Raw genomic sequence first — 25,880 nt, 5'->3', positions numbered from 1 at the left:
ACCCATGGCCGGAGACGTTCCCGAACCGGTGCCCCAGCAGGTGCTGTCCCCGCTGACCAGCGCGGCCATCTTCCTCGTCGTCACCGTCGACGCCGGCGGCGAGTCCACCGTCCGCGACCTGCTGTCCGACATCGGCTCGCTGGAGCGGGCGGTGGGGTTCCGGGCCGAGCCCGAGGGCAGGCTCAGCTGCGTCACCAGCATCGGCTCACAGGTGTGGGACCGGCTCTTCGCCGGGCCGCGTCCTGCCCTGCTGCACCCCTTCCGGGAGCTGGACGGCCCGGTGCACCGGGCCGTGGCCACCCCAGGCGACCTGCTCTTCCACATCCGTGCCGCGCGGCTCGACCTGTGCTTCGCACTCGCCGCGCACATCATGGGCCGCCTGCGCGGAGCGGTCACGGTCCAGGACGAGGTGCACGGCTTCAAGTACTTCGACGCGCGCGACCTGCTCGGCTTCGTCGACGGCACCGAGAACCCGACGGGTGCCGCGGCGCGGGCGGCCGTCGTCGTCGGCGCCGAGGACCCGGACTTCGCGGGCGGCAGCTACGTCGTCGTACAGAAGTACCTGCACGACCTCGCGGCCTGGGAATCCCTCCCGGTGGAGCTGCAGGAGAGGGTGATCGGCCGGCACAAGCTGTCCGACGTGGAGCTGCCGGACGACGTCAAACCGGCGGACGCCCACATCGCCCTCACCACCGTCGTCGACGCGGGCGGCGCCGAACGCCAGATCCTGCGCGACAACATGCCCTTCGGCCGCGCGGGCCAGGGCGAGTTCGGCACCTACTTCATCGGTTACGCCCGCACGCCCGAGGTGACGGAGACGATGCTGGAGCGGATGTTCCTGGGCACGCAGGACGCCGCGCACGACCGGATCCTGGACTTCTCCACCCCGGTCACCGGCTCCCTGTTCTTCGCGCCCGCCGCCGACTTCCTCGAAGACCTCCCGGCGCCGCCCGGCCTCGCACTCCCCGCCGCCGTCACACCGACCGACATCCAGGTCCGATCCGCCGAGGGCTCCCTCGGGATCGGCAGCATGAAGCGGAGCCTGCCCGCATGAACAACCTGCACCGTGAACTCGCCCCTGTCTCCGCGGCCGCGTGGGCCGATCTGGAGGAGGAGGCCCGCCGCACCTTCAAACGCCATGTCGCCGCCCGCCGCATCGTCGACGTCCCCGAGCCGGGCGGAACGGAACTCGCCGGTGTGGGCACCGGCCACCTGGACACCGTGGAGGCGCCCGCGGACGGGGTGATCGCCCACACCCGCCGCTTCCAGCCGCTGGTGGAACTGCGCGTGCCGTTCACCGTCGACCGCCGGCAGGTCGACGATGTGGCACGGGGCGCCCGGGACGCCGACTGGCAGCCGGTGAAGGACGCGGCCCGGCGGCTGGCCTTCGCCGAGGACCGCGCCGTCTTCGAGGGCTACCCGGCCGCCGGCATCACGGGCCTGCGCCACAGCAGTTCCCACCCGGCGTCGACCCTGCCCGCCGACGTGCGCGACTACCCGGACGCCGTCACCCAGGCGGTGACGGCCCTGCGGCTGGCGGGCGTGGACGGCCCCTGCACGCTCGCGCTGGGCGTCGACGCGTACACGGCCGTCAGCGAGACCTCCGACCACGGCTACCCCGTGATCAAGCACATCGCGCGGCTGCTCGACGGGGACATCGTCTGGGCGCCCGCCATCGACGGCGCCTTCCTGCTCTCCGGACGTGGCGGCGACTTCGAGCTGCGGCTCGGCCAGGACGTGTCGATCGGCTATCTGTCGCACGACGCGACGAGCGTCACGCTGTACTTCGAGGAGACGCTGACCTTCCTGGCGTACACGAGTGAGGCCGTGGTGGCCTTCTCCCCGGCGGGCTCCTGATCCCAATAAAGGCGCGCTTGAATCCCTGCGCGCTCCGAAATATTTCGAATCCATGAGAGCCCTGTGCGCCCATTCACCGGCAAGGGCGCCGGGTGTATTCCGGCCACCGGCCGCTTACCCCGCTTATCCACCGGAGCGTGCGCAGTCTTCCTCGTCACCCCAGGCCACAGACCGTCTCGGACATCGAGATAAAACTCTTCACCCTGGCCATCCCGCAGATACATGCTAACTTTTGGACAGCTTGTTCGAGTGGTCCATGCGGAGGTAAAGGCCGGATAGTGGCGGGACAACTCCGGTCGCGCCGCCCGCCGGGCCGGGCAGGGCGGGAGAGACGGGAGCTGCTGGGGGACATGCTGTACGGGCGTGAAGCCGAACTGCGGCTGTTGTCGGACCTGATCTCCCGGAGTTCCGCGGGTGCAGGCGGCGCTTTGCTGCTGCGCGGAGAGGCCGGTATCGGCAAGACGAGCCTGCTGCGGGCGGCCCGGGAGGCCGGGGCCGGGCAGGGCTGCCGCGCTCTGTCGGCGCTCGGAGTGCAGTCCGAGGCGTCGATTCCCTTCGCCGGCCTGCACCAGTTGCTCAACCCGGTCCTCCCAAACCACGCCCCTTCCCTCCCGGCACGCCAGCGCGCGGCGCTGGCCGCGGCCTTCGGCGCTGCCGAGGGCGCGGCGCCCGAGATGTTCGCGGTCGGGCTCGCCTCGCTGGAGTTGATCAGCGCCCTGGCCGAGGAGTCCCCCGTCCTCCTCGTCGTCGACGACGCCCAGTGGATCGACAGCCCGAGCAGCGAGGTCCTGGCGTTCGTCGCCAGACGGCTGGAGGCGGAGCGGGCCGTCATGCTGCTGGCGGTGCGCGACGGACACGAGACCGTGCTGAACGACGCCGGCCTGGCGGAGCTCGAGCTGGGAAGGCTGGACGACGACGCGGCGCTTCAGCTTCTCGCCGCCCGTGCGCCGGGCCTGGAGCGGCCCGTGCGCGACCGCCTTCTCGCCGAGGCCGCCGGCAACCCACTGGCCCTGGTCGAACTGCCCGTGGCGCTCAGTGCGGGCGCAAGCGTCCCGCAGACCCTCACACCGTGGCTGCCGACCCCCCGTCGCCTGGAGCAGGCGTACCTGTCCCGGGCCTCCTCACTGCCGGATGCGGCCCGCACCGTGCTCCTGATCGCCGCGGCCGACGACGAAGACGATCTCACGGAGATCCTGCGCGGCGCGGAGCTCCTGGACGGCGCGCCCTTCTCAGTCGACTCCCTGACACCTGCCATTCAGGCCGACCTGATCGAGCTGAGCGGCCACCGGGTCCGCTTCCGGCACCCCCTCATCCGCTCCGCCATCTACAACGCGGCCCCCGCGTCGAGACGCCTGACGGCACACGCGGCACTGGCGAAGGCACTGGCAGGCCACCAGGAACGCCGGGCGTGGCACCGTGCCGCCGCCAGCCCCGGCCCGGACGACGACGTCGCGCTCGACCTGGAGGCGGCCGCGTCCAAGGCGTTGCAGCGGGGCGCACCGCGCGCCGCGGCCGAGGCGCTGCAGCAGGCGGCCCTGCTCAGCACCCCCGACACGCACCAGGGGCGTCTACTGCTGCGCGCGGCGGAGCTCAACTTCGAACTCGGCGAGGCCACCGTCGCACGACGGCAGCTCGCCGAGGCGCGCTCCGCGCGGCTCGAAGGAGGGGAACGGCTGCGGCTCACCTTGTGGAGGGAAGCGCTCAACGAGGAGAGCTGGTTCGGCCCGCAGCGGGTACAGGGCTTCGCCGCCGTCGCCGACGAGTTGGCCTGCGCCGAGAACGACGGTGCGAAACTCGCGCTTCGGGCACTGTGTCCTCTGTCCACGGCCTGCTGGTACGGCAACCCGGACCAGGAGACCCGCAGCCTCGTCGTCAGGACGGCCCGGCGGCTGCAGAGGGACGAGCGCGACCTGCCCATGGTTCTGTCCATCGCCGCCAGCGCGGATCCGGTCGGCGAGACGGCGTGGATCATCGACGAGGTGGCCCGCATCCGGCCGGAGTCCGTGCCCCCCGTCGAGCAGCACGCCCTGGGCGCCGCGCTGACGGCCATATGGGCGTTCGAGCTGTCCTGGCCGTACCTGTGCGCCGCCGTCGACAGCCTGCGTCGGCAAGGTCAGCTGGGACTGCTCGGCGAGGCCCTGACATCGCAGCTGTGGGCGGCGATCCACCTCGGCAAGCACCGGCTGGCGAGATCGGCGGCCGACGAGGCCAGGCGGCTGTCCCGTGACACCGGCCGGCCGCGCTGGGCCCTCGTCGCCGACCTCGCCATGGCCACTCTGGCCGGTGAGCGAGGCGAATCCGAAACCGCGGACGAACTCATCCTGGCGGCCGAGACGGAGCTGCTCTCGATCGGCGCCCAGTCCATTCTCGGCTTCGCCCAGTTCACCCGGGGACGCATCGCCCTGGTGAACAACCAGTACGACGAGGCCTTCGAGCAACTGGCTCGGGCGCTGGACCCGTCCGATGTCACGTACCACCCGTTCGTGGGCTACTGGGGGATCGCCGACCTGATCGAGGCGGCCGTACGCACCGGCCGTGACAGCGAAGCCAGGCACCACCTGGCCCGGCTCGACGCACTGGCCGAGAAGACCACCGCGCCGTACCTGAAGGCCATGGCCGCCTACGCCCGCCCTCTCGTGGCCCCCGACGAGGAGGCCGAGCCGCTTTACGAGCAGGCTCTCGCCGGCCGGCTGTCGCACTGGCCGTTCTACCGAGCCCGGCTGCTGCTGGCCCACGGCCGGTGGCTGAAGCGGCAGCGCCGCATCACCGAAGCACGGCGCCCCCTGCGCGCCGCTGTGGAGAGCTTCGACGCACTGGGCATCAAGACGCTGGGCGAGGACGCGCGGGCAGCGCTCCGCGCGACGGGCGAAGCGGTCGCCCGGCCGGCCAGCGACGCCCTGGACAAACTCACTCCCCAGGAACTGCAGATAGCCAAAATGGCCGCCACCGGCATGACCAACCGCGAGATCGGCGCACGGCTCTTCATCTCCCACCGCACGGTCGGCCAGCACCTCCACTCGATCTTCCCCAAGCTCGGCATCACCTCCCGGGGCCAGCTGCACCTGGCCAATCTCGGTGGCGACTGACGCGCACGGATACGCACGCCTGGAAGTGGGCGGCCTGCTGCCGGGGGAGGCGACCGAGCACGGTCTGGACGACCTGGTGACATCCGTCGTACGTGGCTGTCGGCCGTAGCCGGCCGAGGGTCAGTCGACGGACCACTCGCGCAGCTGGCGGGCGATCCGGGGCACGCCCAGCGCACCCGACGCGGCGTCGCGCACCAGGGCCACGGCCGCCTTGGGCGGGTAGTCGAGGTCGTGGCCGGTGAGCATCAGGTACGCCTCGGTGGCGTGCCAGGCGAAAGCCTCGTTGGAGTGTTCCAGACACGGCAGCTTCGCCAGGGTCTGCAGAAGCGCGGCCGCCTTGAGGTACAGGGAACCGTAGATGTCGCGTTCCAGCGCGCGGGCGTTGACGCGGGCGACGGCGGCGTAGAGCGGGCCGTAGTCGTCGACCTGCGGATCGCCGTCGAGCAGTTCGGCCGCGTGCAGGAGGAACGTGACGTCCAGGGCGGGCGGTTCGGGCTGCGTCACGCGGCGTGTCCCCGCTCCTGCCGCTCCAGCTCGAGCAGCGCCCGCCGCTCGGCCTCACGCTGCTGCGGGTCGGGGTCCAGGCCGCCCGCGTCCTCGGCGAACGCCGCGCCGCTGCGCGCCATGGAGCGCTGGAAGCCCTCCAGGAAACGGTTCTCCACCGCCGTAGCGCGCGCATAGGCGGCGGACAGGATGTACTCCTGCAGGCTCACACCGGCCTGGCGGGCGGCGGCCTCGATGGCCGCGCGCTGCTCGGGGTCGCGGAAGCGCAGGTTCATGGCCTTCGGAGCATTAGGCATGGTACCCACGGTACCATCGGTACCACTCGACGTCAGGGATGGTGGAAGGCCGGCGCGGCCCCGGTAGACGGTGCCGTGGATCACCCCAAGGGCACGGGCGACGTCCAGCACGGTGCCCTTGCCGCGCCCGTGCTGGCGCAGCACCTCTCCGACGGCGGCGAGTAGGCCGTCCGGTCCAGCGCCGGGCCACGGGAGATCAGCCCTCATCTGCCTCGACGGCCGCGGCGCTTCGCCCGGCGGCGGCCCGGACCCCGGCGCCGGCGCTAGGCCGGCGGGCCGACCAGTTCGCCAGGGCTCGCCCCAGCTCGGTGAGCGGCGGCGCAAGGGCAGGAGCGGAGTCGTCGGCGAAGGCCGGCTCACAAGGATCCACCAGCCTCGCTGCGTGCCGGAGCGCACGAGCCGTGCCGGCGGCGTCGGCCCGCAGGGCTGGCGTGTGGCCCAGGGCCTGTTCGGCCACGCCGAGCGCGGCCGTCGCCACGTCCTCCAGCGCGGACGCGGCGACGCGTACGCCACGGCGCTCGCCCGCGGTGCGCTCGCTCACCAGACGGAGCAGGGCGGCGGCGTCGCGCAGCCGTGCCTCGCGCCGCGGCGCGGGCCCGTCCTCGATCAGCCCGGCCGTCGCCGTGAGCACCTCGGTCACGGCTTCCCGGCGGTGCCGGACCGCCCAGCGCCCGGTCACCAGCTGGCCTGCCATGGCGGCGGCGCCACAGCCCAGAACCGTCTCCAGGAGACGGTCGGCGGTGATGGTGACCGCGGCGGAGGCACCGGTCGCGGAGGTCACGAGAAGAACCGACAGAGGGGTGACGAAGACCATGGCGACGGCGTAGTTGCGGGCCACGACCAGCTCGATGACGAAGGTGAGCGCGGCGAGCAGGACGGCGATGGCGATGCCCTTCGGACGGGTCGCGGCCAGGGCCCCGGCGAGCAGACAGCCCACGAGGGTTCCGGTGCCGCGCAGCACAGCCCGGGTGCTGGCGCTGACGGCGTGAGTGCCGCGGGCGAGGACCGCCGCGGCGGCGGCCATGGCCCAGTAGGGGCGGCCCACCTGGCACAGCAGGGAGGCGGCGCCGGCGAGGCCCACGGCCGCTCCCGTTCTGACGGCCATCCAGGGCAGCGGGGAGAACGGCAGGGCCCGCGGGGCGACCAGCAGGCGGCTCCCGTCCCCGGTGCCGCGCCCGGAGGGATCGACGGCCGGGGAGGCCTTGGCGACGAGCCAGGACAGCACCGTCGCCGCACAGCCCACGGCGGCCACGGCCAGAACCCGCTGCCCGGTGTGTCCGGGCGGAAGCCCGGTTCCGACCGAGCACACCAGCACCGGCATCACGATGCCCGGAGGCCGGACCCGGGTCAGCGCGAACACCAGCGTGACGGCCGCGGCCCACAGGGCGGTGCCCAGCACGGCGAGCCAGGTGTGCCCGGCGAGCGAGCTGCCGGTCGCCATGCCCGCCGCGAGCGCGGCGGCGGCGCCCCCCACCGCCCCGGCTTCCTGCCGGGGGGTGCCGCGGCCGCCGTACAGGGCGGCGAGCGAACCCGTGCTGGCGACGAGCCCGAGAACCAGGTGGCCCAGCGCCTGTCCTGCGAGGACGGGGGCGCCGGTGCAGACGGCGGCGATGGCGGCGCTGCGGTGCCTGGAGGGCATCGGGTGCAGGACGAGCAGCTCCCTCACGGGAAGCGGCAGCGGCCGCCGGCTTCCGGGGCCGGTGTCCGAGGTGTGCGTGGTGTGCGTGCGGGACATGGAACTGATTCCTCGCAGGAGCCTTCGACGGGGGGACGGACAGGCGGGAAAGCCGGTTCCGAGGCCGGAGCGGGGAGGTGTCTCCGCCCCGGAACCGGCCGGTCTGATCAGAGCGGGTAGACGGAGTGCCGGTCGGCGAGGGTGACCCAGCGTGTCTCCGTGAAGAACTCCACGCCCCAGTCGCTGCCGAAGTGACCGAAGCCGCTGTCCTTCACGCCGCCGACCGGGGCTTGGGGCTCGTCCGCGACCGAGTGGTCGTTGATGTGGACGTTGCCGTGCCGCAGCCGCCTGGCGACGGCGAGACCGCGGCCGGCGTTCTCCGTGTACACCGCGCTTGACAGGCCGTAGGCGGTGTCGTTCGCGAGGTCGACCGCCTGGTCCACCGTGTCGACGCGGAAGATCGTCGCGACGGGCCCGAAGACCTCCTCGGAGTAGATCCGCATGTCCGGCGTGACGTCGTCCAGGACGGTCGCGGGGTAGAACGCGCCCTGGGCGGGCCCGCCGCCGTGCAGCACGGTGGCGCCCTTGTCGACGGCGTCGGCGACCAGAGCGGCGACGCGTTCGGCGGCACGCGCGTTGATCATGGGGCCGACGAGGGTGTGCTCTCCGTCGGGGTCGCCCTGGCCGAGCGCGCGGACCTTCTCCAGGAAGGCCTCCACGAACGCGTCCGCTATGCCGCGCTGGAGGATGACCCGGTCGACCGAGAGGCAGATCTGACCGGCGTTCATGAACTTGGCGACGGTGACGCCGGCGGCCGCGTAGGCGGGATCGGCGTCGTCCAGCACGACGATCGGGTTCTTGCCGCCGAGCTCCAGGATGACCGGCTTGAGGTGCTCGCCGGCGAGCCGGCCGACGATCCGGCCGACCGGCGTGGAGCCGGTGAAGTTGACCCGGCGCACCCGCTCGTCCGCGATGAGCGCCTTGACGACGGCGGGCGCGTCGGCGCGGTCGTTGGTCACGACGTTGACCACACCGTCGGGGACCCCCGCCTCGGCGAGGATGTCGGCGAGGAAGTACCCGGAGGTGACGGGGGCGTCCTCGCTGGGGCGGATCACGACCGGGTTGCCGGTCGCCAGCGCGACGGCGATGGCGCGCGTGCACAGGATCAGCGGGCCGTTCCACGGCACGAACGCCGCGACGACGCCCGCGGGTTCACGCACCGCCACCGACCACTCGCCTGCGACGTCGCTGGCCAGCAGCGAGCCGGTGGGCCGGGTGGCCATGGTCGCCGCCTGCCGTATGAGGTCCACGGACATACGGATGTTGAACGCGGCCCAGGTCCGGGTGCCGCCGGTCTCGCGCGTCATGATGTCGGTGAACTCGGCGACCCGCGCCTCCAGCAGGTCCGCCGCCTTCTGCAGCAGCCCGCGGCGTACCGACGGCGCGGTGGCGGCCCAGCCCGGGAACGCGGCGTGCGCGGCGTCGACGGCCCGGGTGACGTCCTCGAGGCCGGCCGCGGGCACCTTCAGGTACACCTCGCCGGTCACGGGATCGACGTCGTCGGTGGTGCGACCGGACAGGGCGGGCACGTCCTTGCCCGCGATCAGAAGCCCGCGGGAGGCGGTTGCGGTGGCGAGGTCGGTCATGGTCACTCCTTGGTATGCGGTATGCGGGCTGCCCCGGGCGTGGGAGCCGGCCGCGCGAGGATGTGACGACTGTGTCAACCGCGCCCCCTCGGGGGCTGTAAGGCCGCCCGCAGGGTCCGGTGTGGGGCGGTCGTACGGGCGGGCCGTGGCGGGCCGTACGCCGGGGGTGGGGACAGCCCGAGAAACTGCTGCTAGCGCGTGTCCGTCCGCCGGTGACCCCGTGCTGCCGGTACGGGCCGCCGCGATCGTGGCGAGGACAGCCAGTCCCACGGCCGAGCCCACTCGCTGCGTGGTGACGAACATGCCGACCGCGAGGCCCCGTTGACCCGGCGGGAAGTCGGCCGTGCGGCGGGGCTCGTCACAGCATGACGTGCTTGGCCTGCGTGTAGTCGAGCAGGCCGGACAAGGAGAGGTCGCTGCCGTAGCCGGAGTGACGCACTCCGCCGTGCGGCATCTCCGACACCGTGGTGCCGTGCGTGTTGACCCAGACGATACCGGTGCTGAGCGCACGGGACGCGCGCATGGCGCGGTCGTGGTCGCGCGTCCAGACGCTGGCGGCCAGCCCTTGCGGGACGGCGTTCGCCATGCGGAACGCCGCGGACTCCTCGGTGAACCGCTGGACGGTGACGACCGGTCCGAACACCTCGCTCTGGGTGATCTCGTCTTCCTGGCGGACCCCGGCGATCACCGTGGCCGGGTGGAAGTAGCCGGGTCCGTCCAGGGGCGTGCCGCCGCAGACCGTCTCGGCGTGCGCCGGGAGCCGGTCCAACAGGCCGCTGACGGCGGCGAGCTGGGCAGCGCCGGCGAGCGGACCGAAGTCGCTTCGCTCATCGTCGGGGGCTCCGGGCCGTCGCCGGGCGGCGCGTTCGGCGAAGGCGGCCAGGAAGGCGTCGTGGATCCGATCGTGCAGCAGCAGCCGGGTGGCGGCGGTGCAGTCCTGGCCGGCGTTGTAGAAGGCCAGTGACGACAACTGCTCGACCGCGTAGTCGAGATCGGCGTCCTGGTGCACCAGCACCGGTGCGTTGCCGCCGAGTTCGAGGTGCAGGCGTCTGAGACCGCCGGCCGCCGCCGCGGCGATCTCCTGCCCCGCCCGGACGCTGCCGGTCACGGCCACCAGCCGGACGTGCGGGTGGGCGACGAGCGAGCGGCCGGTGTCACGGTCGCCGCACACCACGTTGAGCACGCCGGGCGGCAGGTGCCCGGCGGCCAGCCGGGCCAACAGCGCGGCGGAGGACGGTGTGGTCTCCGACGGTTTCAGCACGACGGTGTTCCCGGCGGCCAGTGCGGGAGCGATCTTCCAGACCGCCATCATCAGCGGGTAGTTCCACGGGGTGATCTGGGCGCAGACCCCGATCGGCTCGCGGCGCAGGATCGAGGTGCGCCCCGGCGTGTACTCGGCTGCCGCGGCCCCGGGCAGGTTCCGGGCGGCTCCGGCGAAGTAGCGCAGCACATCCACGATCGCGGGCAGTTCGTCGGCGCGGAAGAGGGCCCGCGGTTTGCCCGTGTCGGTCACCTCGGCCCGGGTCAGCGCATCCGACTCCCGCTCCACGGCGTCGGCGATGCCGAGCAGCGCCGACTGCCGCTGCGCCGGAGTCGTCGCCGACCAGCGGGGGAAGGCGTCCTGTGCCGCCCGGCAGGCGGTGTCCACGTCCTCGGCGCCGGAGAGCGGGGCCGTGCCGTGCGGGAGAGCGGTGGCGGGGTCGATCAGCCGCAGGGTCGTTCCGGAGGCGGCCGGCAGGTCCTTGCCGCCGATGTGGTTGAGGACGGTCGTGAGGTCGGTGCGGTCAGCCACGGCGCAGTGCCTCCTCGGCGGCGGCGCGGCCGGTGCGGACGGCGCCTTCCATGTACCCGGCGACCCACTGGTCCGAGCCGCAGACGTAGAACGGTGGTTCGTGCGTGCCGTGCAGCGGTCCGACCGCCATGACCTCACCCGGCGGCCACTGGGTGATGTAGCCCTGCGTCCACCGGTCGGTGCCCCACAGCCGCAGGTGGCAGGCGGTCGGCCGGTATGCCTCGTCGCCGAACAGGGCGGCGATCTCGGTGAGCAGCTCCGGGGTGCGCCGGTGCGGCGGGGTGCCGAGCAGCACGCCGTAGCGTTCGGGCGGGATCAGCGCCGACAGCACGCCCTCGCTCTGCGGCCAGGTGCTGCCGAGGACGCCCTCTGCCTCGGACAGGCCGTTGAGACCGCCGGCACGCCAGAACGGGCGGTCGTAGACGGCGGTGAACTTCGCCGAGACCGCCTGGCGTTGCCGGTGCAGCGAGGCCAGGCGGGCGTCGCTGACCCCGGTGACGTGGACCGACCTCAGCGGTCCCACCGGCAGGGCGCTCACCACGGCCGCCGCGGTGAGGATCTCGCCGGTGACCAGGCGCACGGTGCAGTGGCCCGGGCGTACGTCCAGCGCGGCGACGGGCGCGCCGAGGCGGATGCGCGGGCCCAGCTCGCGGCCCATGACCTCGGCGAGCGTCGCCGATCCCTCGGCCAGCCGCAGCCCCTCCCAGTCGGCGTAGTCGTAGTCGCCGGTGCCGGGCACCGCCGCGCTCTTGCGCAGCGCGGCCAGCAGCGAGGTCCGCTCGTACGACCCTCCCGCCAGGCCCAGTTGGCCGATCTCCCACAGCCGTACCACGGCGGGTGCGGCGTGCCGGGAGCGCAGCCAGTCGGCGACGGACAGCCGGTCCAGGGCGTCCGCCTGCGGGTGCGACCAGGGGTCGTCGGGGTCGACCGTGGCGGCCAGATCGCCGAACTCCTTGCTGAGGCGTTCGTGCTGGGCCATGTCGCCGGGCCCGCACCAGTGCGGTGGTTCGCCGGCCGAGAGGCCCTCGGGTGTGGCCCGGGTGAGACGGCCGGGCTCGGCGACATAGCTGGGTACGAGCCGCAGGCCGAGTTCCTCGGCGAGCCGCAGGTAGGCGGTGTGGGCGTGACCGACCACCTCGCCGCCCAGCTGCACGGTACGGCCGTCGGGCGTGCGGGTCTGCTCCACCCGGCCGCCGATGCGGTCCCGGGCTTCCAGGACGAGCACGTCGGTGCCGGCGGCCGCCAGGTCCCGGGCGGCGGCGAGCCCGGCCAGACCGGCGCCGAGCACGATCACGTCGTGATGCATCGCATTCGCTTTCGTCGTCGCAAAGGGGCTCAGGCCAGGACCAGGCAGTGTTCGGGCCGCCAGCCGAACTCCACGGTCTCGCCGCCGCTCCAGCGGTCCTCCATGCGTGCGCGGGCGGTGTTCTGCTCCAGCACGGACAGCGTGACACCCGGGGCGAGCTCGATGAGGTAGGTGGTCGTCGGGCCGCTGTAGACGGTCTGGCGGATCACCCCGGACAGGATGGACATGCCCGGTTCGAAGTCGGAGAGCCAGATCTTCTCGGGGCGCACGGAGACGCTGACGGCGGTGCCGTCCGCGAGGCCGTCGCGGCGCCCCACCGGCAGGGCGGGGCCCTGGTCCAGTGCCACCTCGCCGCCTCGGTAGGTGCCGGTCATCAGGTTGGACGTGCCCATGAAGGAGGCCACGAACCGGCTGGCGGGGTGCTCGTAGACGTCTTCGGGGGTGCCGCACTGCTCGATGCGTCCGTCGTTCATCACGGCGATCCGGTCGGACATGGTCAGCGCCTCGTCCTGGTCGTGAGTGACGAAGACGAAGGTGATGCCGACCTCGCGCTGGATCTGCTTCAGCTCCACCTGCATCTGCCGGCGCAGCTTCAGATCCAGGGCGGCCAGCGGCTCGTCCAGGAGCAGCACCGCCGGCCGGTTGACGAGCGCCCGGGCCAGAGCGACGCGCTGCCGCTGGCCGCCGGACAGGGTGCGCGGCTTGCGGTCGGCGAGTCCGGCGAGCTGGACCAGCTCCAGCATCTCGGCGACGCGTCGGCGGGTCTCCGCCTTGGCGACGCCCTTGCGCTTCAGCCCGAAGGCGACGTTGTCGGCGACGTTCAGGTGGTCGAACAGCGCGTAGCTCTGGAAGACCGTGTTGACGTTGCGCCGGTTCGGCGGCAGATCGGTCACGTCCTCGCCGCCGAGCAGCACCGATCCTTCGCTGGGATCGCTGAATCCGCCGATCATGCGCAGTGTGGTGGTCTTGCCGCAGCCGGAGGGTCCGAGCAGAGAGAAGAAGTGGCCTGCCTCGATGTCGAGGTCCAGGCGGTGGACGGCGTAGGAGTCCGCGAACTGCTTGGAGACGCCGTCGAGGCGGACGGCGGGGATCGCGTCCATGGGTGTCACTCTCCGGAGAGGATGTCGAGGCCGCCGCGGCGGCCGAAGAGGCGCGGGATGAACAGAGCCAGGGCGATCAGGACGACGGAGCCCGCGAGCATCAGGGTGCCGACGGCGTTGATGGTGGGCTGCACCCCGAAGCGGATCGCCGAGTAGATACGCACCGACAGCGGCTGCGGATCGACGCCGGTGGTGAAGTAGGCGAGGACGAAGTCGTCGAAGACGAGCGCGAAAATCAGTACGGAGCTTGCCAGGACGGCGGGCAGCAGGGCGGGAAGGGTGACCAGGCGCACCGCCTGCCAGCGCGTGGCGCCCAGGTCCATGGCCGCCTCGTCCACCTCCGGGTTCAGCGCGGCGATGCGGGAGCGGAGGATGACGGTGACGTACGAGATCGAGAAGGTGATCTCGGCGAGCATCACGGTACCGGTGGACAGGGTCATGCCCAGGCCTTTGAACAGCAGCATCGACGCGACCCCGGTGACGATCTCCGGGGTGACGAGCGGCACCAGCATGATCAGGCCGGCCAGCGAGCCGAGCCGGGTGCGGCAGCGCACGAGGCCGAGCGCGAGGGCCACGCCGAGGACGACCGAACCGGCCATCGCCACCAGCGAGATCCGCAGACTGGTGCCCAGGGAGGAGATCAGGACGTCGTCGTGGACGAAGGCGCGGTACCAGCGCAGGCTGAACCCGCCGAAGACCGTCAGCGACTTCTTGGAGTTGAAGGAGAACAGGGCCACGACGCCGATGGGCAGGTAGAGCAGCGCGAAGAAGAGTGCGGTGACGGCGACGAGGATCCGGGGTCTGCGGCCGGCACGCCGGTGTCGTGTGCGGGTGCGGCCCGCCGGCCGGGCGGGGGCGGTGGCGGAGGGCAGGCGCAGCAGGGTCATCGGCGGGCCTCCGCTTCGTCCTTGCGGGTGCGTCGCAGGTACCCGAACATACCGATGAGCAGCACCAGCATCAGCAGCATGGTGAGCGCCGAGCCCAGCGGCCAGTTCTGGCCCTGGAAGAACTTGTCCTGGATGAGGTTGCCGATCATGATCTGGTCCGGGCCTCCCATGAGCTGTGCGCTGACGAAGTCGCCCATGGCGGGCAGGAAGACCAGGACGAGCCCGGCCGCCGCGCCCTGCCGGGTGGCGGGCAGGGTGACGAAGAAGAAGGTGCGGACGGGGCCGCCGTACAGGTCGCGGCCGGCCTCGATGAGGGAGACGTCGAGCCGTTCCAGGGCCGCGTACAGCGGGATGATCATGAAGACGACGAAGCCGTAGACGAGCCCGGCCACCACGCCCCCGCTCGTGTTGAGGATCTTCGTGTCGCCGTCGGCGAGCCCGGCCGCGCGCAGGGCGCGCAGCACGGGGCCGTCGTCGGACAGGACCACCGACCAGCCGTACATGCGGACCAGGTAGTTGGCGAAGAACGGCACCACGATCGCGGCGATCAGCGCGTGCTTGTACCTCCCGCCGTACAGGGCGATGGTGTACGCCACCGGGTAGGCGATGAGCAGGCAGATCAGGCACGTCAGCACCGCGTAGCCCAGGGAACGTGCCATGACCTGCGTGTAGGCGGGGTCGGTGAGAGCGCGGACGCCGGACAGGTCGAAGCCGAAGCGCGGGTTGCCGAGGTCGTCGGTGGTGCCCACGGCGAGGACGGCGACGAGAAGCAGCGAGGCGAGCAGGAACCCGGTCATCCACAGGGTGCCGGGCAGCATGAGCCAGCTCCACAGGCGAGTGCCGTCGGCATCGCCTCGGCGGGCGCGCGAGGAGGGGCGGAGCAGCGCCATGTCAGCCTGCCTTCACATGGGTCCAGGCGGTGTCGCGGGCGTCCTCCGCCGCGCGGCTGCCGTTGCGGAAGAACAGGCCGGCCTTCAGGTCGTCCTCGGTGACCGTGCACTCGGGGAAGGGCTTGACCAGATCGGCGTACGTCTTCTCGGTGCCGGCCACCGGCATCGGGTAGCCGATGTACTCGATGTTCTTCTTCACGTTCTCGGGCCGCAGCATGTAGTCGATGAACAGCATCGCGGTGCCGGGGTGGGGGGCGTTCCAGGGGATGGCGTAGCAGTCGGAGTTGATCGGCGTGCCCTCTTCGGGCGCCTCGAAGCCGAAGACGGAAGGGTCCTTGGCCTGGTTGAGCATGGCGGCCATGTCGCCGCTCCACGCCTGCGTCATGAGCGCGTTGCCGTTGAGCAGGTTGTTGTAGCTGTCGCTGGAGAAGCCGCGCAGCCGGGGTCGCAGGGTGCCCAGCAGCGAGGTGATGCGATCCAGGTCGTGGCGGTCGCCGGTGCTGACGCCCAGCCCGAGTTCGAGGGCGGCCATGCCGAGCACCTCGTCCCGGTCGTCCAGCAGGAAGACCTTGCCCTCGACCTTGTCGCTCCACAAGTCCCGCCAGGAAGCGCTGAGTTCGCCGATCCTGTCGCGACGCCAGCCGATGCCGGTCTTGTAGACGGTGAAGGGGACGGTGTGGGCCGAGCCGGGGTCGTACCACGGGTCCGCGAAGTAGGTGTAGGTGCCGAACACGGCGTGCGCGTGGGGGAGCTGGGAGTGGTCGATGCGGCGCAGCCGGCCTCCGCGCACCAGGCGCTGGGCCCATTTGGCGGTCGGGAAGACGATGTCGTAGCGGTTGCCCGCGTTGAGCTTGGCGACCATGCCCTCCATCGAGTCGAAGTTCGACTGGACGACTTTGACGCCGTACTCCTTCTCGAAGCCTTTGAACACGGAAGGGTCGACGTAGTCGGCCCAGTTGAAGTAGACGAGATCGCCGTCGACCCGCGCTTTCACGGGGGCGAGTTGCGGGGCGCCGGGCGTTTTGGCGGGCATGAACCCGCAGCCGCCGGCCGCGGCGCCGAGCAGGCCGCAGGCGCCTGCCCGCAGCATGGCGCGCCGGGTCGGGGGGAGTACCTCGGGGGACACGGACGTCCTCTTTCGTCGAGGAACGGCACAACTCCAGGGCTGGACCGGCTGGTCGGCTCACGGAGGCCCTGACTCCGTCGGGGAACCGGTCTGAGGAGGGTGCGGACGTGCGTCAGTGGGGGAGGGGTAAGCCCGGTCCGAGGTCTGCGGGGTGCGGCGTACGGAAGGACATCACCGTGCGTCGCCCTCCAGGTCGTCCCGGATCCGGCGGGCGAACCAGCCGACGGCGGCCTCGCGCTGCGAGAGGGGGCCGGGCTCGAAACCGGGCGTGGCCAGGCCGGCCTGGACGCGTTCCACCAGCTCGGCGTCCTCGTCGTTGGTGACCCAGCCGATGTGGATGTTCAGCCGTCGGGCCAGCCGGGTGCGGAGGCTCTCCCCGTGCCGGGTGTAGAAGGCGCCGGGGATCGCCGCCCGGTCCTGGGCGGTGGGCACGGCGGTCCACGCGAGCACGTGGTCAGGGTAGAAGTCGATGAGCGTGTTGGGGTAGATCACGGCATACCGCCACACGCGCCGGTCCGCCTCGGTGAGTCCCGGCATGGGCGTCGCCAGCCGCTGGTACAGCCGCTCGGCCCAGTTCGAGGAGGGCTTGTCGCGCAGCGGAGACTCGAACAGGACGTAGTGCTCCTGTATGTCCACCGTGTACGCCTGGTAGTCCAGCAGACGCATCAGCGCGGGGTGGGCCACGGGGACGTGGTAGCCTTCCAGGTAGTTGTCGACGATCACCTTCCAGTTGGCGTTCTGCTCCTCGCCGCCCGCCAGGTCGTGGATGCGGTGCTTGCCGACGGGCACGAGACCGCTTCCGGCGTAGCGGCCGACGGCCTGGGCGAGACCGGCGCATCGCTCGGCGAGCGGAGCCGCCTCCATGTCGGGATTGACGAAGACGAAGCCGAGGAACGACTCCACGTTGACCGGATACAGCCCCAGCTTGGGCTTGTCCAGGCAGGGGATCCGGCGCGCCTCGGGGGCGCCGACGAGGCGTCCGTCCAGTTTGTAGGTCCAGCCGTGATACGGGCAGCGGATCGCCTTGCCCGACGGTTCCGGCGCGGTGACCAGGCGGGTGCCGCGGTGCCGGCAGACGTTGAGGTGGGCGGCGAGCCCGCCGTCCTCGGTGCGGACGACCAGCACCTCCCGGCCGGCGGCGGTCGCCGTGAGGCGTGCGCCCGGTCCGGGCAGGTCGGATTCGTGGCAGACGAGCTGCCACGACCTGGCGAAGATGCGGTCGTTCTCGGCTCGGGCGATGGCGGGATCCGTGTAGTAGCGGGCGGGCAGCGCGTCCCCCGGACGCCCGGGGGGCGGCCCCGGCGGGACGGGGCGCAGGGGGGCTGCCCGCGTGGGTGAGGGGTTCATGGCGTCCTCCTCCGCGCCGCGGCGGCGGCGATGGGCGGTGAGGCTGTGGCGTGTCGGCCCTGCCGCGTCGAGGGGCAGCGGCTGACTGATTGGTTAGTCAGAGTGGGCTCGGGGCGCGGACAAGTCAAGACTTGTGAGCTGACTAATTAGTTAGTTAGTGTCGAAGGCGGGCGACCGGGCCAAGGCGTCGGCCCGGCCTGCGTCCCCTCGCACCGGTTCGGACATCTCTCGTCCTCATAGCCGGCCCAGGCCGGCGTCCCGCAGCCACTCCCCGCCCTCGCAACCGGGCGCCGGAGCACCTCCCGCCCACCTCACCGCCGCGCCACCCGTTCCCCGGCCCATCCGGGTACGCCGCGGCCCCGGAGGCACGCATGAGCACTCGCCGACGTCTGCAATGGCTCTGCCTCACGCCGGAGCCCGAACAGGAACTGCCCGCCGCCGTGGCAGCCCTACGCGCCCAGGCGCCCGGCCGACCGCCGCCGCCGGACCTGGTCACCACCGAACGGCGGCGCGTCCAGCGACTGGTGCTGCGCGGCACCCGGCGTGGCTGGCTGCGCTACCTGAGCGAGGTCACCCAGCTGGTCGTCGAGGCCGCGCACCGATCCACCGCAGACGCCCGGCCGGCACTGGTCGCCGGCGAGGTCGTCCTCGACCACCACCGCATGCTCATCGGCCTGCCCGGCACCGGCTACGCGCGCACCGCCGGGCAGCGACGGGACCTCGAACAGGCGCTGGCGCTCCTGCGGGCCCGCCGCCACTCCACCCCCCGCGGCCCCACCCAGTCCAGGAGCACTCCATGACCGGCGTCCTCTCCCTCCTCCCCGAAGGACGACACGGCCTGCTCCGCCCCCCGCCGTACGGCGGCGCCGAGGACCTGGCCGGATACCTCGCCACCGGGGGCTACGCGCCGCCGGCGGAACCCGGCCGGCTGCTCGACCGGATCGGCGCCGTGGGACTGCGCGGCCGCGGGGGCGCCGGCTTCCCCGTCGCCGTCAAGATCCTCGCCGTCCGCGACGCATCCGCCCCGCCCGTCGTCGTGGCCAACGGCGAAGAGGGCGAGCCCGGTTCGGTCAAGGACCGGTGGCTGCTGCGCCACCGACCGCATCTGGTCCTGGACGGCCTGCGGCTGGCCGCGGCCATGACCGGTGCCGCGCGCTGCTTCGTCTACCTCTCGGACACCCTCGCCGAACAGGCCGTCCGCCGGGCGGTCGCCGAGTGCCCCGCCGACCCGCGCATCGAGGTCGTACACACCCGGCACTCCTATGTGGCAGGCGAGGAGACCGCGGTCGTACGCCGCATCGACGGCGGCCAGCCCCTGCCCACGGCGAAACCGCCGCGCCCCTTCGAGGCGGGCGTCGGCGGTGCACCCACCCTCGTCGCCAACGTGGAGACGCTCGCGCGGATCGCGGTGATCCAAGCGCACCCCGGCGACGCGGGCGCCGTCGCAGGAGCCCATCTGGTGACGCTCTCGGGCACTGCCGGTACCGCCGCCGCGCTGGTCGAGGCGCCGGCGGGCACCCACCTGAAAGTCCTCGCCGACCTGGGCGGCCATGGCACGGCCGAAGCGGTCCTGCTGGGCGGGCTGTTCGGCGGACTGTACGGTCCGGGCTGGACCGACCTCCCCCTCGACCACGACCGCCTGGGAGCGGCCGGCGGCGCGCTCGGCTGCGGGGCCCTGCACTTCCTGCACCCGGAGGACTGCCCGGTCGCCGTCGCCGCCGCGGCCACGGCCCATCTGGCGGCCCACAGCGCCCGGCAGTGCGGAGTGTGCGTCTCCGGCACCGCCGCCCTGGCCGGCACCCTCACGGCCGTCACGCGCGGCGAGGCGGGCCACGCCACGACCGACCGACTGCGCCGCTGGGCGGGGCAACTGCCTGGGCGCGGCGCCTGCGGGCTGCCCGATGCCGCCGCCCGCATCGTCGCCACCCTCCTCACCCACTTCCCCGACCGCATCGACGCCCACCGCCGCGCCCCCTGCCCCGCATGCGAGGCCGGGCGACCCCACGACGGCAGCCGGTTCACCGTGCCGGTGCCCTGACCCCGCCCTTCCCTCGCCATGTGAAAGGACCGCCCCGTGAAACTCCTGCTGGACTCCACCCGCTGCCAGGGCTACGGCCTCTGCCAGGATCCCGCGCCGCAACTGATAGACCTCGACGACTGGGGTTATGCGCGGGTGCGGGAGCATGGCGTGCCCCCGGGCGGCGAGGACGCCGCCGAAGCCGCCGTCGCCGCGTGCCCCAACTCCGCCCTGAGGCTGGTGAAGTGACATGGGCCGCGACCTGTCCGCGCTCTTCGACCCCGTCTCCGTCGCCGTCGTGGGAGCCAGCGACGACCCGGCCAAGTACGGCCACGCCATCGCCGCGCAGGCCCTGCGCGCCGACGGCCGCCGCCCCGTCCACCTGGTCAACCGGCGCGGCGGCACGGTGCTCGGGCGCGCCGCCGCGCACAGCCTGAGCGCGCTCGGCGAACCCGTCGACCTCGCGGTGGTCTCCGTGCCCGCCGCCGCGTTCGAGGAAACCGTCGACGAGGCCCTGCGGTGCGGGGCGCGGGCGATCGTCGCGATCACCGCCGGCTTCGCGGAGACCGGCGGCGAAGGGCGGGACCGCCAGCTTGCCGTCGCCGAGCGCGTGCGGGCCGCGGGCGCCGTGATGGTCGGGCCCAACTGCCTCGGCCTGGCGGACAACACCACCGACCTCTTCCTGGCCTCCGACGCCTTCACCCCCGGCGGCGTCGCCCTGCTCAGCCAGAGCGGCAACCTCGCCCTCGAACTCCAACTCCGGTTCCGGCCGCACGGCCTGGGCTTCTCCCGCTTCGTGTCCCTGGGAAACCAGGCCGACGTCACCCTCGTCGACCTGCTCACCGACTGCGCCCGGCACGAAGGCACCCGGGCCATCGCCGTCTACGCGGAGGACTTCGCCGACGGCCGGGCCTTCGCCGAGGCGGCCGCCGGCGCCGGGAAGCCCGTGGTCCTGCTCACCGGCGGCCGCGGCGACGCCTCCGCACGCAGCGCCCGGTCGCACACCGGGGCCCTGACCACCCCGGCCGAAGTGGTGAGCGCGGCCTGCCGCGACGCCGGGGTGGAACTGGTCGCCACCCCGCGTGAACTCACCGTCGCCATGGCCGCGTTGAGCGCCAGCCGCCGCGCGGCCGGCCGCCGGGTCGCCGTGCTCACGGACGGCGGCGGCCACGGCGTCGTCGCCGCCGACGCCGTCGAGGCGGCCGGCCTGGACGTGCCCGAACTGTCCGAGCCGACCCGGGAACGCCTGCGGGAGGCCCTGTGGGCACCCTCGGCCGTCGCCAACCCAGTGGACCTGGCCGGAATGGGCGAGCAGGACCCGGACTCCTACGCGCGGACCGTCGCCGCACTGCTGGCCGCCGAGGAGGTCGACGCGGTCCTGCTGACCGGCTACTTCGGCGGCTACGCGGCGGACGACGGCGGACTCGGGGCAGGAGGCACCGCGCTCGCGGACGGGGAACGGCAGGCCGCCCGCCTCATCGCCGCCCGGCACCGGGCCACCGCCAAGCCGCTGGTCGTGCAGTCGATGTATCCCGCATCGCCCAGCTGCCGCACCCTGGCCGAAGCAGGCGTGCCGGTCTTCGCCGCCACCGAGGACGCCGCCCGCGCCCTCGCCGCCACCGCACCCACCGCGCACCACACCGGCGTCCCGTCCCTTCCCCCGCCCGCGGCACCCCTGCGCGCATGCGGCTACCTCCACACCCGCAGGGCGCTCGAAGCGGCCGGACTCGCCTTCCCCGCCGCACGGGAGGTCCACGACGAGACCGAAGCGCTCGCCGTCACCGAGGAGTTCGACGGGCCGTACGTCCTCAAGGCCCTCCATCTGCTGCACAAGTCCGACGAGGGAGGCGTGGCGCTGGGCCTGGCCGGACCGGACGAACTGCGCGCCGCCTTCCGCGAGATGCACACCCGACTCGCCGCCCCCGCCTACTCGGTGGAGGCGATGGCGGACCTGACCGACGGCATGGAGCTGATCGTCGGCGTCCACCGCGACCCGCGCTTCGGCCCGGTGGCCATGGTGGGACTCGGCGGGGTGCTGGCCGAGGCCCTGCACGACGTGGCCTTCGCCCTGGCGCCGGTATCCGCCGACCGCGCCCTGCGGCTGCTGCGCGGACTGCGCACCGCCGCCGTGCTCGACGGAGTGCGCGGCAGACCCCCCGTCGACATCGCCGCGGCCGCCGCGGCGATCGAGACGATCACGGCCTTCGCCGCCGCCCACCCGGAGATCGCCGAGACCGAGGTCAATCCGCTCCTCGTACGCCCGCACGGCGTCCTCGCCCTCGACTCCCGCGCCGTACTCGCCTGACCACCACCTGCCACCCCACCCAAGAGGCTCCCATGGACATGCGCTACACCCCCGAGCAGGCCGACCTGAAGCGCCGGGCCGCCGACTACGCGCGCCTGCTGATGCGCCACGAGGACCAGTCGGAGCGGGCCGGCGGCCCGTTGCCGCGACCGCTCGTCGCCGAACTCGCCCGGGCCGCCATGGACGCCGGCGTGTACGCCATCAACATGCCCGCCGAGTGGGGCGGAGCCGGCCTCGGCCTCCTCGACCAGGTCATCGTGGAGGAGGAGTTCGGCAAGGTCACCAACTGCCTGTGGGACATCCCCTGGCGGCCCGCCAACGTCCTCGCGTACGGCGACGAACGACAGCGCGAGAAGTACCTCCTGCCCGTGATCCGGGGGCAGAAGTTCGACGCGTTCGCCGTCACCGAGCCGGGCGCCGGCTCCGACCCGTCCTCCGGCACCTCCACGGCCACCCGCGCCGACGGCGGCTGGCTGCTCAACGGCGAGAAGTGGTTCGTCACCTGCGGTGACATCGCCGACTTCCTGCTGGTGCAGGCGGACACCGGACCGGACCGGCTGCCCACGCTGTTCTTCGTGGACCGGGCCGCGCCCGGCGTCGAGATGACCCGCGTGCCGCGCTTCATGCACTCCGCGGTCAACGGGCACCCCGAGTTCACCTTCAGGAACGTCTTCGTGGCCGACGAGGACGTCCTCGGCGGCGTCGGCAACGGCTATGAGCTGACCAAGGAATGGTTCACCGACGAACGCCTGATGATCGCGGCGCGTACCGTCGGTGCGGCCGAGCGTGCGCTGGAGCTGGCCCGGGACTGGGCGGTGCGGCGGGAGCAGTTCGGGGCGCCGATCGCCTCGTACCAGCTGATCCAGGGCATGCTCGCGGACTGCGCCGTGGACATCGCGGTCAACCGCGCCTACACCCACCAGGTCGCCTGGGAAGCCGACCAGCCGGACACCGACCGCAAGACGCTGCACGCCAAGGCCTCCACCGCCAAGCTCTCCGCCAGCGAGGCCGCCGGCCGGGTCGCCGACCGCTGCCTGCAGATCTTCGGCGGCCGCGGCTATGACCGCGCCTACGCCGTCGAACGGCTCTACCGGGAGCTTCGGGTCGACCGCATCTGGGAGGGCACCTCCGAGATCCAGCGGCTCATCATCGCCAACGAGCTGATCAAGCGCGGCACCCGCGCCCTGGCCCTGCCCACCCCCTGAAACCGCACCCGACACCGCCCCCCGACACCGCCAAGCGAGGACATCCATGGACTTCCGCCTCACCCCGCGCCAGGCACGGCTCAAGGCCGACGCACGCGCCCTCACCGACTTCATCGCCGCCTACGAGGTGCAGTGCGAGGAGCAGAACGGTCTGCCCGCGAGCGCACACGCCAAGATCCGCGACGCCGTTCTCGACGCGGGGCTCCAGGCCGTCAACATGCCGGCCGAATGGGGCGGCGCCGGACTCACCATCGCCGAGCAGGTCACCGTGCAGGAGCAGCTGGGACGGCTCACCGGCGCCCTCTGGGACACGGTGTGGCGGCCCGCCAACGCCCTGCGCCTGTGCACCCCGGAGCAGCGCGAACGCTTCCTCCTCCCGGTGATCAGAGGCGAGCGGCGCGACTGCTACGCCGTCACCGAGCCCGGCGCCGGCTCCGATCCGCAGAACCTCGCCACCACGGCGACGAAGACCGGCCAGGGTTGGGTGCTCAACGGCGAGAAGTGGTTCGTGACGGTCGGCGACCACGCCGACTTCATGATCGTGCTCGCCGCGGCAGGACCGGAACGCGCACCGACGCTGTTCCTCGTCGACAAGGACGCCCCCGGCATCGAGATGACACGCGTGCCCCGGTTCATGCACACCTTCGTCTACGAACACCCCGAATTCACCTTCACTGACGTCCACGTCGGCGAGGACGCCGTGCTCGGCGGTGTCGGCGAGGGATACGACATCACACGCTCCTGGTTCACCGAGGAGCGCCTGATGATCGCGGCGCGTACCGTCGGTGCGGCCGAGCGTGCGCTGGAGCTGGCCCGGGACTGGGCGGTGCGGCGGGAGCAGTTCGGGGCGCCGATCGCCTCGTACCAGCTGATCCAGGGCATGCTCGCGGACTGCGCCGTGGACATCGCGGTCAACCGCGCCTACACCCACCAGGTCGCCTGGGAGACCGACCAGCCGGACACCGACCGCAAGACGCTGCACGCGAAGGCCGCCATCGCCAAGCTGGCGGCGAGCGAGGCCGCCGGCCGGGTGATCGACCGGTGCCTGCAGATCCACGGCGGCCGCGGCTATGACCGCGCCTACGCCGTCGAACGGCTCTACCGGGAGCTTCGGGTCGACCGCATCTGGGAGGGCACCTCCGAGATCCAGCGGCTCATCATCGCCAACGAACTGATCAAACGCGGCGCGGGCGTCCTGACCCTGCCCACCGCCTGACGACCACGGCCGACACGGACCGAAGGGACCCCGCATGACCGGTATCGAACGCGTCGGAGTCGTCGGGTGCGGGCTCATGGGCGCGGGCATCGCCGAGGTCTGCGCCCGCGCCGGCCTGCCGGTGACCGTCGTGGAACGCGACGCGCAGGCGGCCCGGTCGGGCTGCCTGCGCATCATCCGCTCGCTCGACCGGGCCACCGCGCGCGGCAAGCTCAGCGCCGAACGGCGTGATGCCGCCGCCGACCTGATCACCGTGGTCGACCAGATGGAGGCACTGCACGACCGCGACCTCGTGATCGAGGCCGTGGCCGAGGACGAGCGACTCAAAGCCGACGTCTTCACCTGCCTCGACGCCGTGGTCACCGGCGACAGCGCCGTCCTGGCGACCAACACCTCCTCCGTCCCGGTCATCCGGCTGGCCGGCGTGACCGGCCGTCCCGAAAACGTCCTCGGCGTGCACTTCTTCAACCCTGTGCCGGTACTTCGGCTGGTCGAACTCGTCCCCTGCCTGCTCACCTCGACCGAGACGGCCACACGGGCCGAGGCCTTCGTCACGGGCAGGCTCGGCAAGGAGGTCGTACGCGCCCCGGACCGGGCCGGCTTCGTGGTCAACGCGCTGCTCGTCCCCTACCTGCTCGCCGCCGTCCGCATGGTGGAGTCGGGCGGCGCGAGCGCCGAGGACATCGACCGCGGCATGGTTCTAGGCTGCGCGCACCCGATCGGCCCGCTCGCACTGACGGACCTCATCGGCCTGGACACGACGAGGGCCATCGCCGAGTCGCTGTACGCCGCGTTCCGCGAGCCGCGGTTCTCCCCGCCTCCGCTGCTGTCCCGGATGGTGGAGGCCGGACTGCTGGGCCGGAAGTCCGGGCGGGGCTTCCACACGTACGCCACAGAGCCACAGGGTGAGGCGGCGACGCCTGCGGGACCGCGGTGAGGGAAAATGGCCGCGGCGTACGACCACCGGACGAGGGGAGCGGCAGGGTGTCCACCAAGGTGCGCACGGCAGACACGCGCGAGCGCATCCTGACCGCGGCGTGCGAGGTCATCGCCGAGATCGGCTTCGAGAAGATCCGCATGCGCATGGTCGCGGAACGCGCCGGCGTGTCGACCGCGCTGCTGCACTACCACTTCGACACGCGCGAGAAGCTGTTCACCGAGGCGATGACCCACTCCTTCGCCCACACCGCCGTGGACGTCGAACGCGACGCGGAGACGGCGCCGGCCGCGGTCGTCCTGGCCCGGATCCTGCGCAGTCTGCTGCCGACCGACCCCGAACTGCACCAGGACTGGCGGCTGTGGCAGGAACTGTGGGCCCGGGCCCTGCGTGACGAGACCACCCGGGCCTTCGCCGTCGACCTGTACGCGCAACTGCACGCCTGGGTGGCCGGTGCGGTACGGCGCGGCGTCGCCTCCGGCGAGTTCACGCCGACCGATGTGGACGAGCTGAGCACGCTGGTCCTGTCCCTGAGTGACGGCTACGGAATCCGTCTGATGCTGCGCGACCCGACGGTCACCCTCGACAGGGCCCTCACCGCCATCTGGCGCCAGATCTCCACCGCCCTGGGCCTGCCGGACTCCCTGCCGACGGAGTGAACGCCGCAGAGCACGCCCTTACGGCGGCC

The 25,880-nt window shown here is 72.6% G+C and carries 22 protein-coding genes; 11 read left to right on the top strand and 11 right to left on the bottom strand.

The annotated features are described in order from the left end of the window. The first annotated feature begins 4 nt into the window (after nt 1-4). The 3 genes from ACGFZN_RS32175 to ACGFZN_RS32165 all read left to right on the top strand — a co-directional run bounded on the left by ACGFZN_RS32175 (nt 5) and on the right by ACGFZN_RS32165 (nt 4,943). A complete protein-coding gene (locus ACGFZN_RS32175; protein WP_393861977.1) occupies nt 5-1,054 on the top strand; it encodes a Dyp-type peroxidase in 1,050 nt (349 codons plus the stop codon). Continuing rightward, nucleotides 1,051-1,857: a family 1 encapsulin nanocompartment shell protein gene (locus ACGFZN_RS32170; protein WP_393861976.1), complete on the top strand. Its 807-nt coding sequence runs from the start codon at nt 1,051-1,053 to the stop codon at nt 1,855-1,857. Before ACGFZN_RS32175 ends, ACGFZN_RS32170 begins: the two co-directional genes overlap by 4 nt. A 350-nt stretch (nt 1,858-2,207) precedes the next feature. After that, on the top strand, nt 2,208-4,943 hold the full coding sequence (locus tag ACGFZN_RS32165; protein ID WP_393861975.1) for an AAA family ATPase: 2,736 nt from the start codon (nt 2,208-2,210) through the stop codon (nt 4,941-4,943). Between the two features lie 120 nt (nt 4,944-5,063). Here the strand turns inward: ACGFZN_RS32165 and ACGFZN_RS32160 are convergent, their stop codons facing one another. From ACGFZN_RS32160 to ACGFZN_RS32110, 11 genes are all read right to left on the bottom strand, one after another. Further along, nucleotides 5,064-5,447, bottom strand: coding sequence for a fic family toxin-antitoxin system, toxin component (locus ACGFZN_RS32160; protein ID WP_393861974.1), 384 nt, complete (start codon nt 5,445-5,447; stop codon nt 5,064-5,066). Continuing rightward, complete coding sequence (locus ACGFZN_RS32155; protein WP_393861973.1) at nt 5,444-5,743, bottom strand: DUF1778 domain-containing protein; 300 nt, start codon at nt 5,741-5,743, stop codon at nt 5,444-5,446. Before ACGFZN_RS32155 ends, ACGFZN_RS32160 begins: the two co-directional genes overlap by 4 nt. Before the next feature lie 196 nt (nt 5,744-5,939). Next, on the bottom strand, nt 5,940-7,478 hold the full coding sequence (locus tag ACGFZN_RS32150; protein ID WP_393861972.1) for an FUSC family protein: 1,539 nt from the start codon (nt 7,476-7,478) through the stop codon (nt 5,940-5,942). Nucleotides 7,479-7,585: 107 nt separating this feature from the next. Further along, a complete protein-coding gene (locus ACGFZN_RS32145; protein ID WP_393861971.1) occupies nt 7,586-9,064 on the bottom strand; it encodes an aldehyde dehydrogenase family protein in 1,479 nt (492 codons plus the stop codon). Between the two features lie 358 nt (nt 9,065-9,422). After that, a complete protein-coding gene (locus ACGFZN_RS32140) occupies nt 9,423-10,856 on the bottom strand; it encodes an aminobutyraldehyde dehydrogenase (protein ID WP_393861970.1) in 1,434 nt (477 codons plus the stop codon). Beyond that, entirely contained in the window at nt 10,849-12,162 is a 1,314-nt protein-coding gene (locus ACGFZN_RS32135) for a flavin monoamine oxidase family protein (RefSeq protein WP_393861969.1), read from the bottom strand. Before ACGFZN_RS32135 ends, ACGFZN_RS32140 begins: the two co-directional genes overlap by 8 nt. Before the next feature lie 29 nt (nt 12,163-12,191). Further along, nucleotides 12,192-13,262, bottom strand: coding sequence for an ABC transporter ATP-binding protein (locus ACGFZN_RS32130; protein WP_393861968.1), 1,071 nt, complete (start codon nt 13,260-13,262; stop codon nt 12,192-12,194). Nucleotides 13,263-13,267: 5 nt separating this feature from the next. Then, entirely contained in the window at nt 13,268-14,149 is an 882-nt protein-coding gene (locus ACGFZN_RS32125; RefSeq protein WP_393861967.1) for an ABC transporter permease, read from the bottom strand. After that, the gene (locus tag ACGFZN_RS32120; protein ID WP_393861966.1) at nt 14,146-15,039 is read right to left on the bottom strand and encodes an ABC transporter permease; all 894 of its coding nucleotides are present in this window, start codon (nt 15,037-15,039) and stop codon (nt 14,146-14,148) included. Before ACGFZN_RS32120 ends, ACGFZN_RS32125 begins: the two co-directional genes overlap by 4 nt. A gap of 1 nt (nt 15,040) precedes the next feature. After that, the gene (locus ACGFZN_RS32115; RefSeq protein WP_393861965.1) at nt 15,041-16,165 is read right to left on the bottom strand and encodes a spermidine/putrescine ABC transporter substrate-binding protein; all 1,125 of its coding nucleotides are present in this window, start codon (nt 16,163-16,165) and stop codon (nt 15,041-15,043) included. A 171-nt stretch (nt 16,166-16,336) separates the two neighbouring features. Beyond that, the gene (locus ACGFZN_RS32110; protein ID WP_393861964.1) at nt 16,337-17,512 is read right to left on the bottom strand and encodes an aromatic ring-hydroxylating dioxygenase subunit alpha; all 1,176 of its coding nucleotides are present in this window, start codon (nt 17,510-17,512) and stop codon (nt 16,337-16,339) included. Nucleotides 17,513-17,883: 371 nt separating this feature from the next. On the opposite strand from ACGFZN_RS32110, the gene ACGFZN_RS32105 reads away from it, so the two are divergent. From ACGFZN_RS32105 to ACGFZN_RS32070, 8 genes are read left to right on the top strand one after another with little or no spacing between them, the layout of a single operon-like run. Continuing rightward, nucleotides 17,884-18,312 (top strand): hypothetical protein, encoded by a 429-nt coding sequence (locus ACGFZN_RS32105; protein WP_393861963.1) that lies wholly within the window; start codon nt 17,884-17,886, stop codon nt 18,310-18,312. Beyond that, on the top strand, nt 18,309-19,550 hold the full coding sequence (locus ACGFZN_RS32100) for an NADH-ubiquinone oxidoreductase-F iron-sulfur binding region domain-containing protein (protein ID WP_393861962.1): 1,242 nt from the start codon (nt 18,309-18,311) through the stop codon (nt 19,548-19,550). Before ACGFZN_RS32105 ends, ACGFZN_RS32100 begins: the two co-directional genes overlap by 4 nt. A 36-nt stretch (nt 19,551-19,586) precedes the next feature. Continuing rightward, on the top strand, nt 19,587-19,778 hold the full coding sequence (locus ACGFZN_RS32095) for a ferredoxin (protein ID WP_393861961.1): 192 nt from the start codon (nt 19,587-19,589) through the stop codon (nt 19,776-19,778). A 1-nt stretch (nt 19,779) separates the two neighbouring features. Further along, a complete protein-coding gene (locus ACGFZN_RS32090) occupies nt 19,780-21,834 on the top strand; it encodes an acetate--CoA ligase family protein (RefSeq protein ID WP_393861960.1) in 2,055 nt (684 codons plus the stop codon). Between the two features lie 32 nt (nt 21,835-21,866). Then, nucleotides 21,867-23,039, top strand: a complete 1,173-nt coding sequence (locus ACGFZN_RS32085) for an acyl-CoA dehydrogenase family protein (protein WP_393861959.1) — start codon at nt 21,867-21,869, stop codon at nt 23,037-23,039. A 46-nt stretch (nt 23,040-23,085) separates the two neighbouring features. After that, nucleotides 23,086-24,255 carry an acyl-CoA dehydrogenase family protein gene (locus ACGFZN_RS32080; protein WP_393861958.1) on the top strand — a complete coding sequence of 390 codons (1,170 nt, stop codon included), beginning with the start codon at nt 23,086-23,088 and terminating at the stop codon, nt 24,253-24,255. Between the two features lie 34 nt (nt 24,256-24,289). Further along, on the top strand, nt 24,290-25,192 hold the full coding sequence (locus ACGFZN_RS32075; protein ID WP_393861957.1) for a 3-hydroxybutyryl-CoA dehydrogenase: 903 nt from the start codon (nt 24,290-24,292) through the stop codon (nt 25,190-25,192). Between the two features lie 47 nt (nt 25,193-25,239). Next, on the top strand, nt 25,240-25,851 hold the full coding sequence (locus ACGFZN_RS32070; protein WP_393861956.1) for a TetR/AcrR family transcriptional regulator: 612 nt from the start codon (nt 25,240-25,242) through the stop codon (nt 25,849-25,851). The last annotated feature ends 29 nt before the right edge of the window (nt 25,852-25,880 follow it).

It is taken from the genome of Streptomyces sp. NPDC048192 (genome assembly GCF_043202415.1).
Lineage (GTDB): Bacteria > Actinomycetota > Actinomycetes > Streptomycetales > Streptomycetaceae > Streptomyces.
The sequence above is the reverse complement of the archived record's forward strand: the minus strand, read 5'-3'. Positions and strand labels throughout refer to the sequence as shown.

Excerpts from the sequence above, each read along its gene's own strand:
- ACGFZN_RS32155 (WP_393861973.1), bottom strand. The coding sequence starts at position 5,743 with ATGCCTAATGCTCCGAAGGCCATGAACCTGCGCTTCCGCGACCCCGAG.
- ACGFZN_RS32075 (WP_393861957.1), top strand. The coding sequence starts at position 24,290 with ATGACCGGTATCGAACGCGTCGGAGTCGTCGGGTGCGGGCTCATGGGC.
- ACGFZN_RS32125 (WP_393861967.1), bottom strand. The coding sequence starts at position 14,149 with ATGACCCTGCTGCGCCTGCCCTCCGCCACCGCCCCCGCCCGGCCGGCG.
- ACGFZN_RS32120 (WP_393861966.1), bottom strand. The coding sequence starts at position 15,039 with ATGGCGCTGCTCCGCCCCTCCTCGCGCGCCCGCCGAGGCGATGCCGAC.
- ACGFZN_RS32110 (WP_393861964.1), bottom strand. The coding sequence starts at position 17,512 with ATGAACCCCTCACCCACGCGGGCAGCCCCCCTGCGCCCCGTCCCGCCG.
- ACGFZN_RS32175 (WP_393861977.1), top strand. The coding sequence starts at position 5 with ATGGCCGGAGACGTTCCCGAACCGGTGCCCCAGCAGGTGCTGTCCCCG.
- ACGFZN_RS32170 (WP_393861976.1), top strand. The coding sequence starts at position 1,051 with ATGAACAACCTGCACCGTGAACTCGCCCCTGTCTCCGCGGCCGCGTGG.
- ACGFZN_RS32135 (WP_393861969.1), bottom strand. The coding sequence starts at position 12,162 with ATGCATCACGACGTGATCGTGCTCGGCGCCGGTCTGGCCGGGCTCGCC.
- ACGFZN_RS32085 (WP_393861959.1), top strand. The coding sequence starts at position 21,867 with ATGGACATGCGCTACACCCCCGAGCAGGCCGACCTGAAGCGCCGGGCC.
- ACGFZN_RS32090 (WP_393861960.1), top strand. The coding sequence starts at position 19,780 with ATGGGCCGCGACCTGTCCGCGCTCTTCGACCCCGTCTCCGTCGCCGTC.
- ACGFZN_RS32150 (WP_393861972.1), bottom strand. The coding sequence starts at position 7,478 with ATGTCCCGCACGCACACCACGCACACCTCGGACACCGGCCCCGGAAGC.
- ACGFZN_RS32105 (WP_393861963.1), top strand. The coding sequence starts at position 17,884 with ATGAGCACTCGCCGACGTCTGCAATGGCTCTGCCTCACGCCGGAGCCC.
- ACGFZN_RS32165 (WP_393861975.1), top strand. The coding sequence starts at position 2,208 with ATGCTGTACGGGCGTGAAGCCGAACTGCGGCTGTTGTCGGACCTGATC.
- ACGFZN_RS32145 (WP_393861971.1), bottom strand. The coding sequence starts at position 9,064 with ATGACCGACCTCGCCACCGCAACCGCCTCCCGCGGGCTTCTGATCGCG.
- ACGFZN_RS32100 (WP_393861962.1), top strand. The coding sequence starts at position 18,309 with ATGACCGGCGTCCTCTCCCTCCTCCCCGAAGGACGACACGGCCTGCTC.
- ACGFZN_RS32080 (WP_393861958.1), top strand. The coding sequence starts at position 23,086 with ATGGACTTCCGCCTCACCCCGCGCCAGGCACGGCTCAAGGCCGACGCA.
- ACGFZN_RS32130 (WP_393861968.1), bottom strand. The coding sequence starts at position 13,262 with ATGGACGCGATCCCCGCCGTCCGCCTCGACGGCGTCTCCAAGCAGTTC.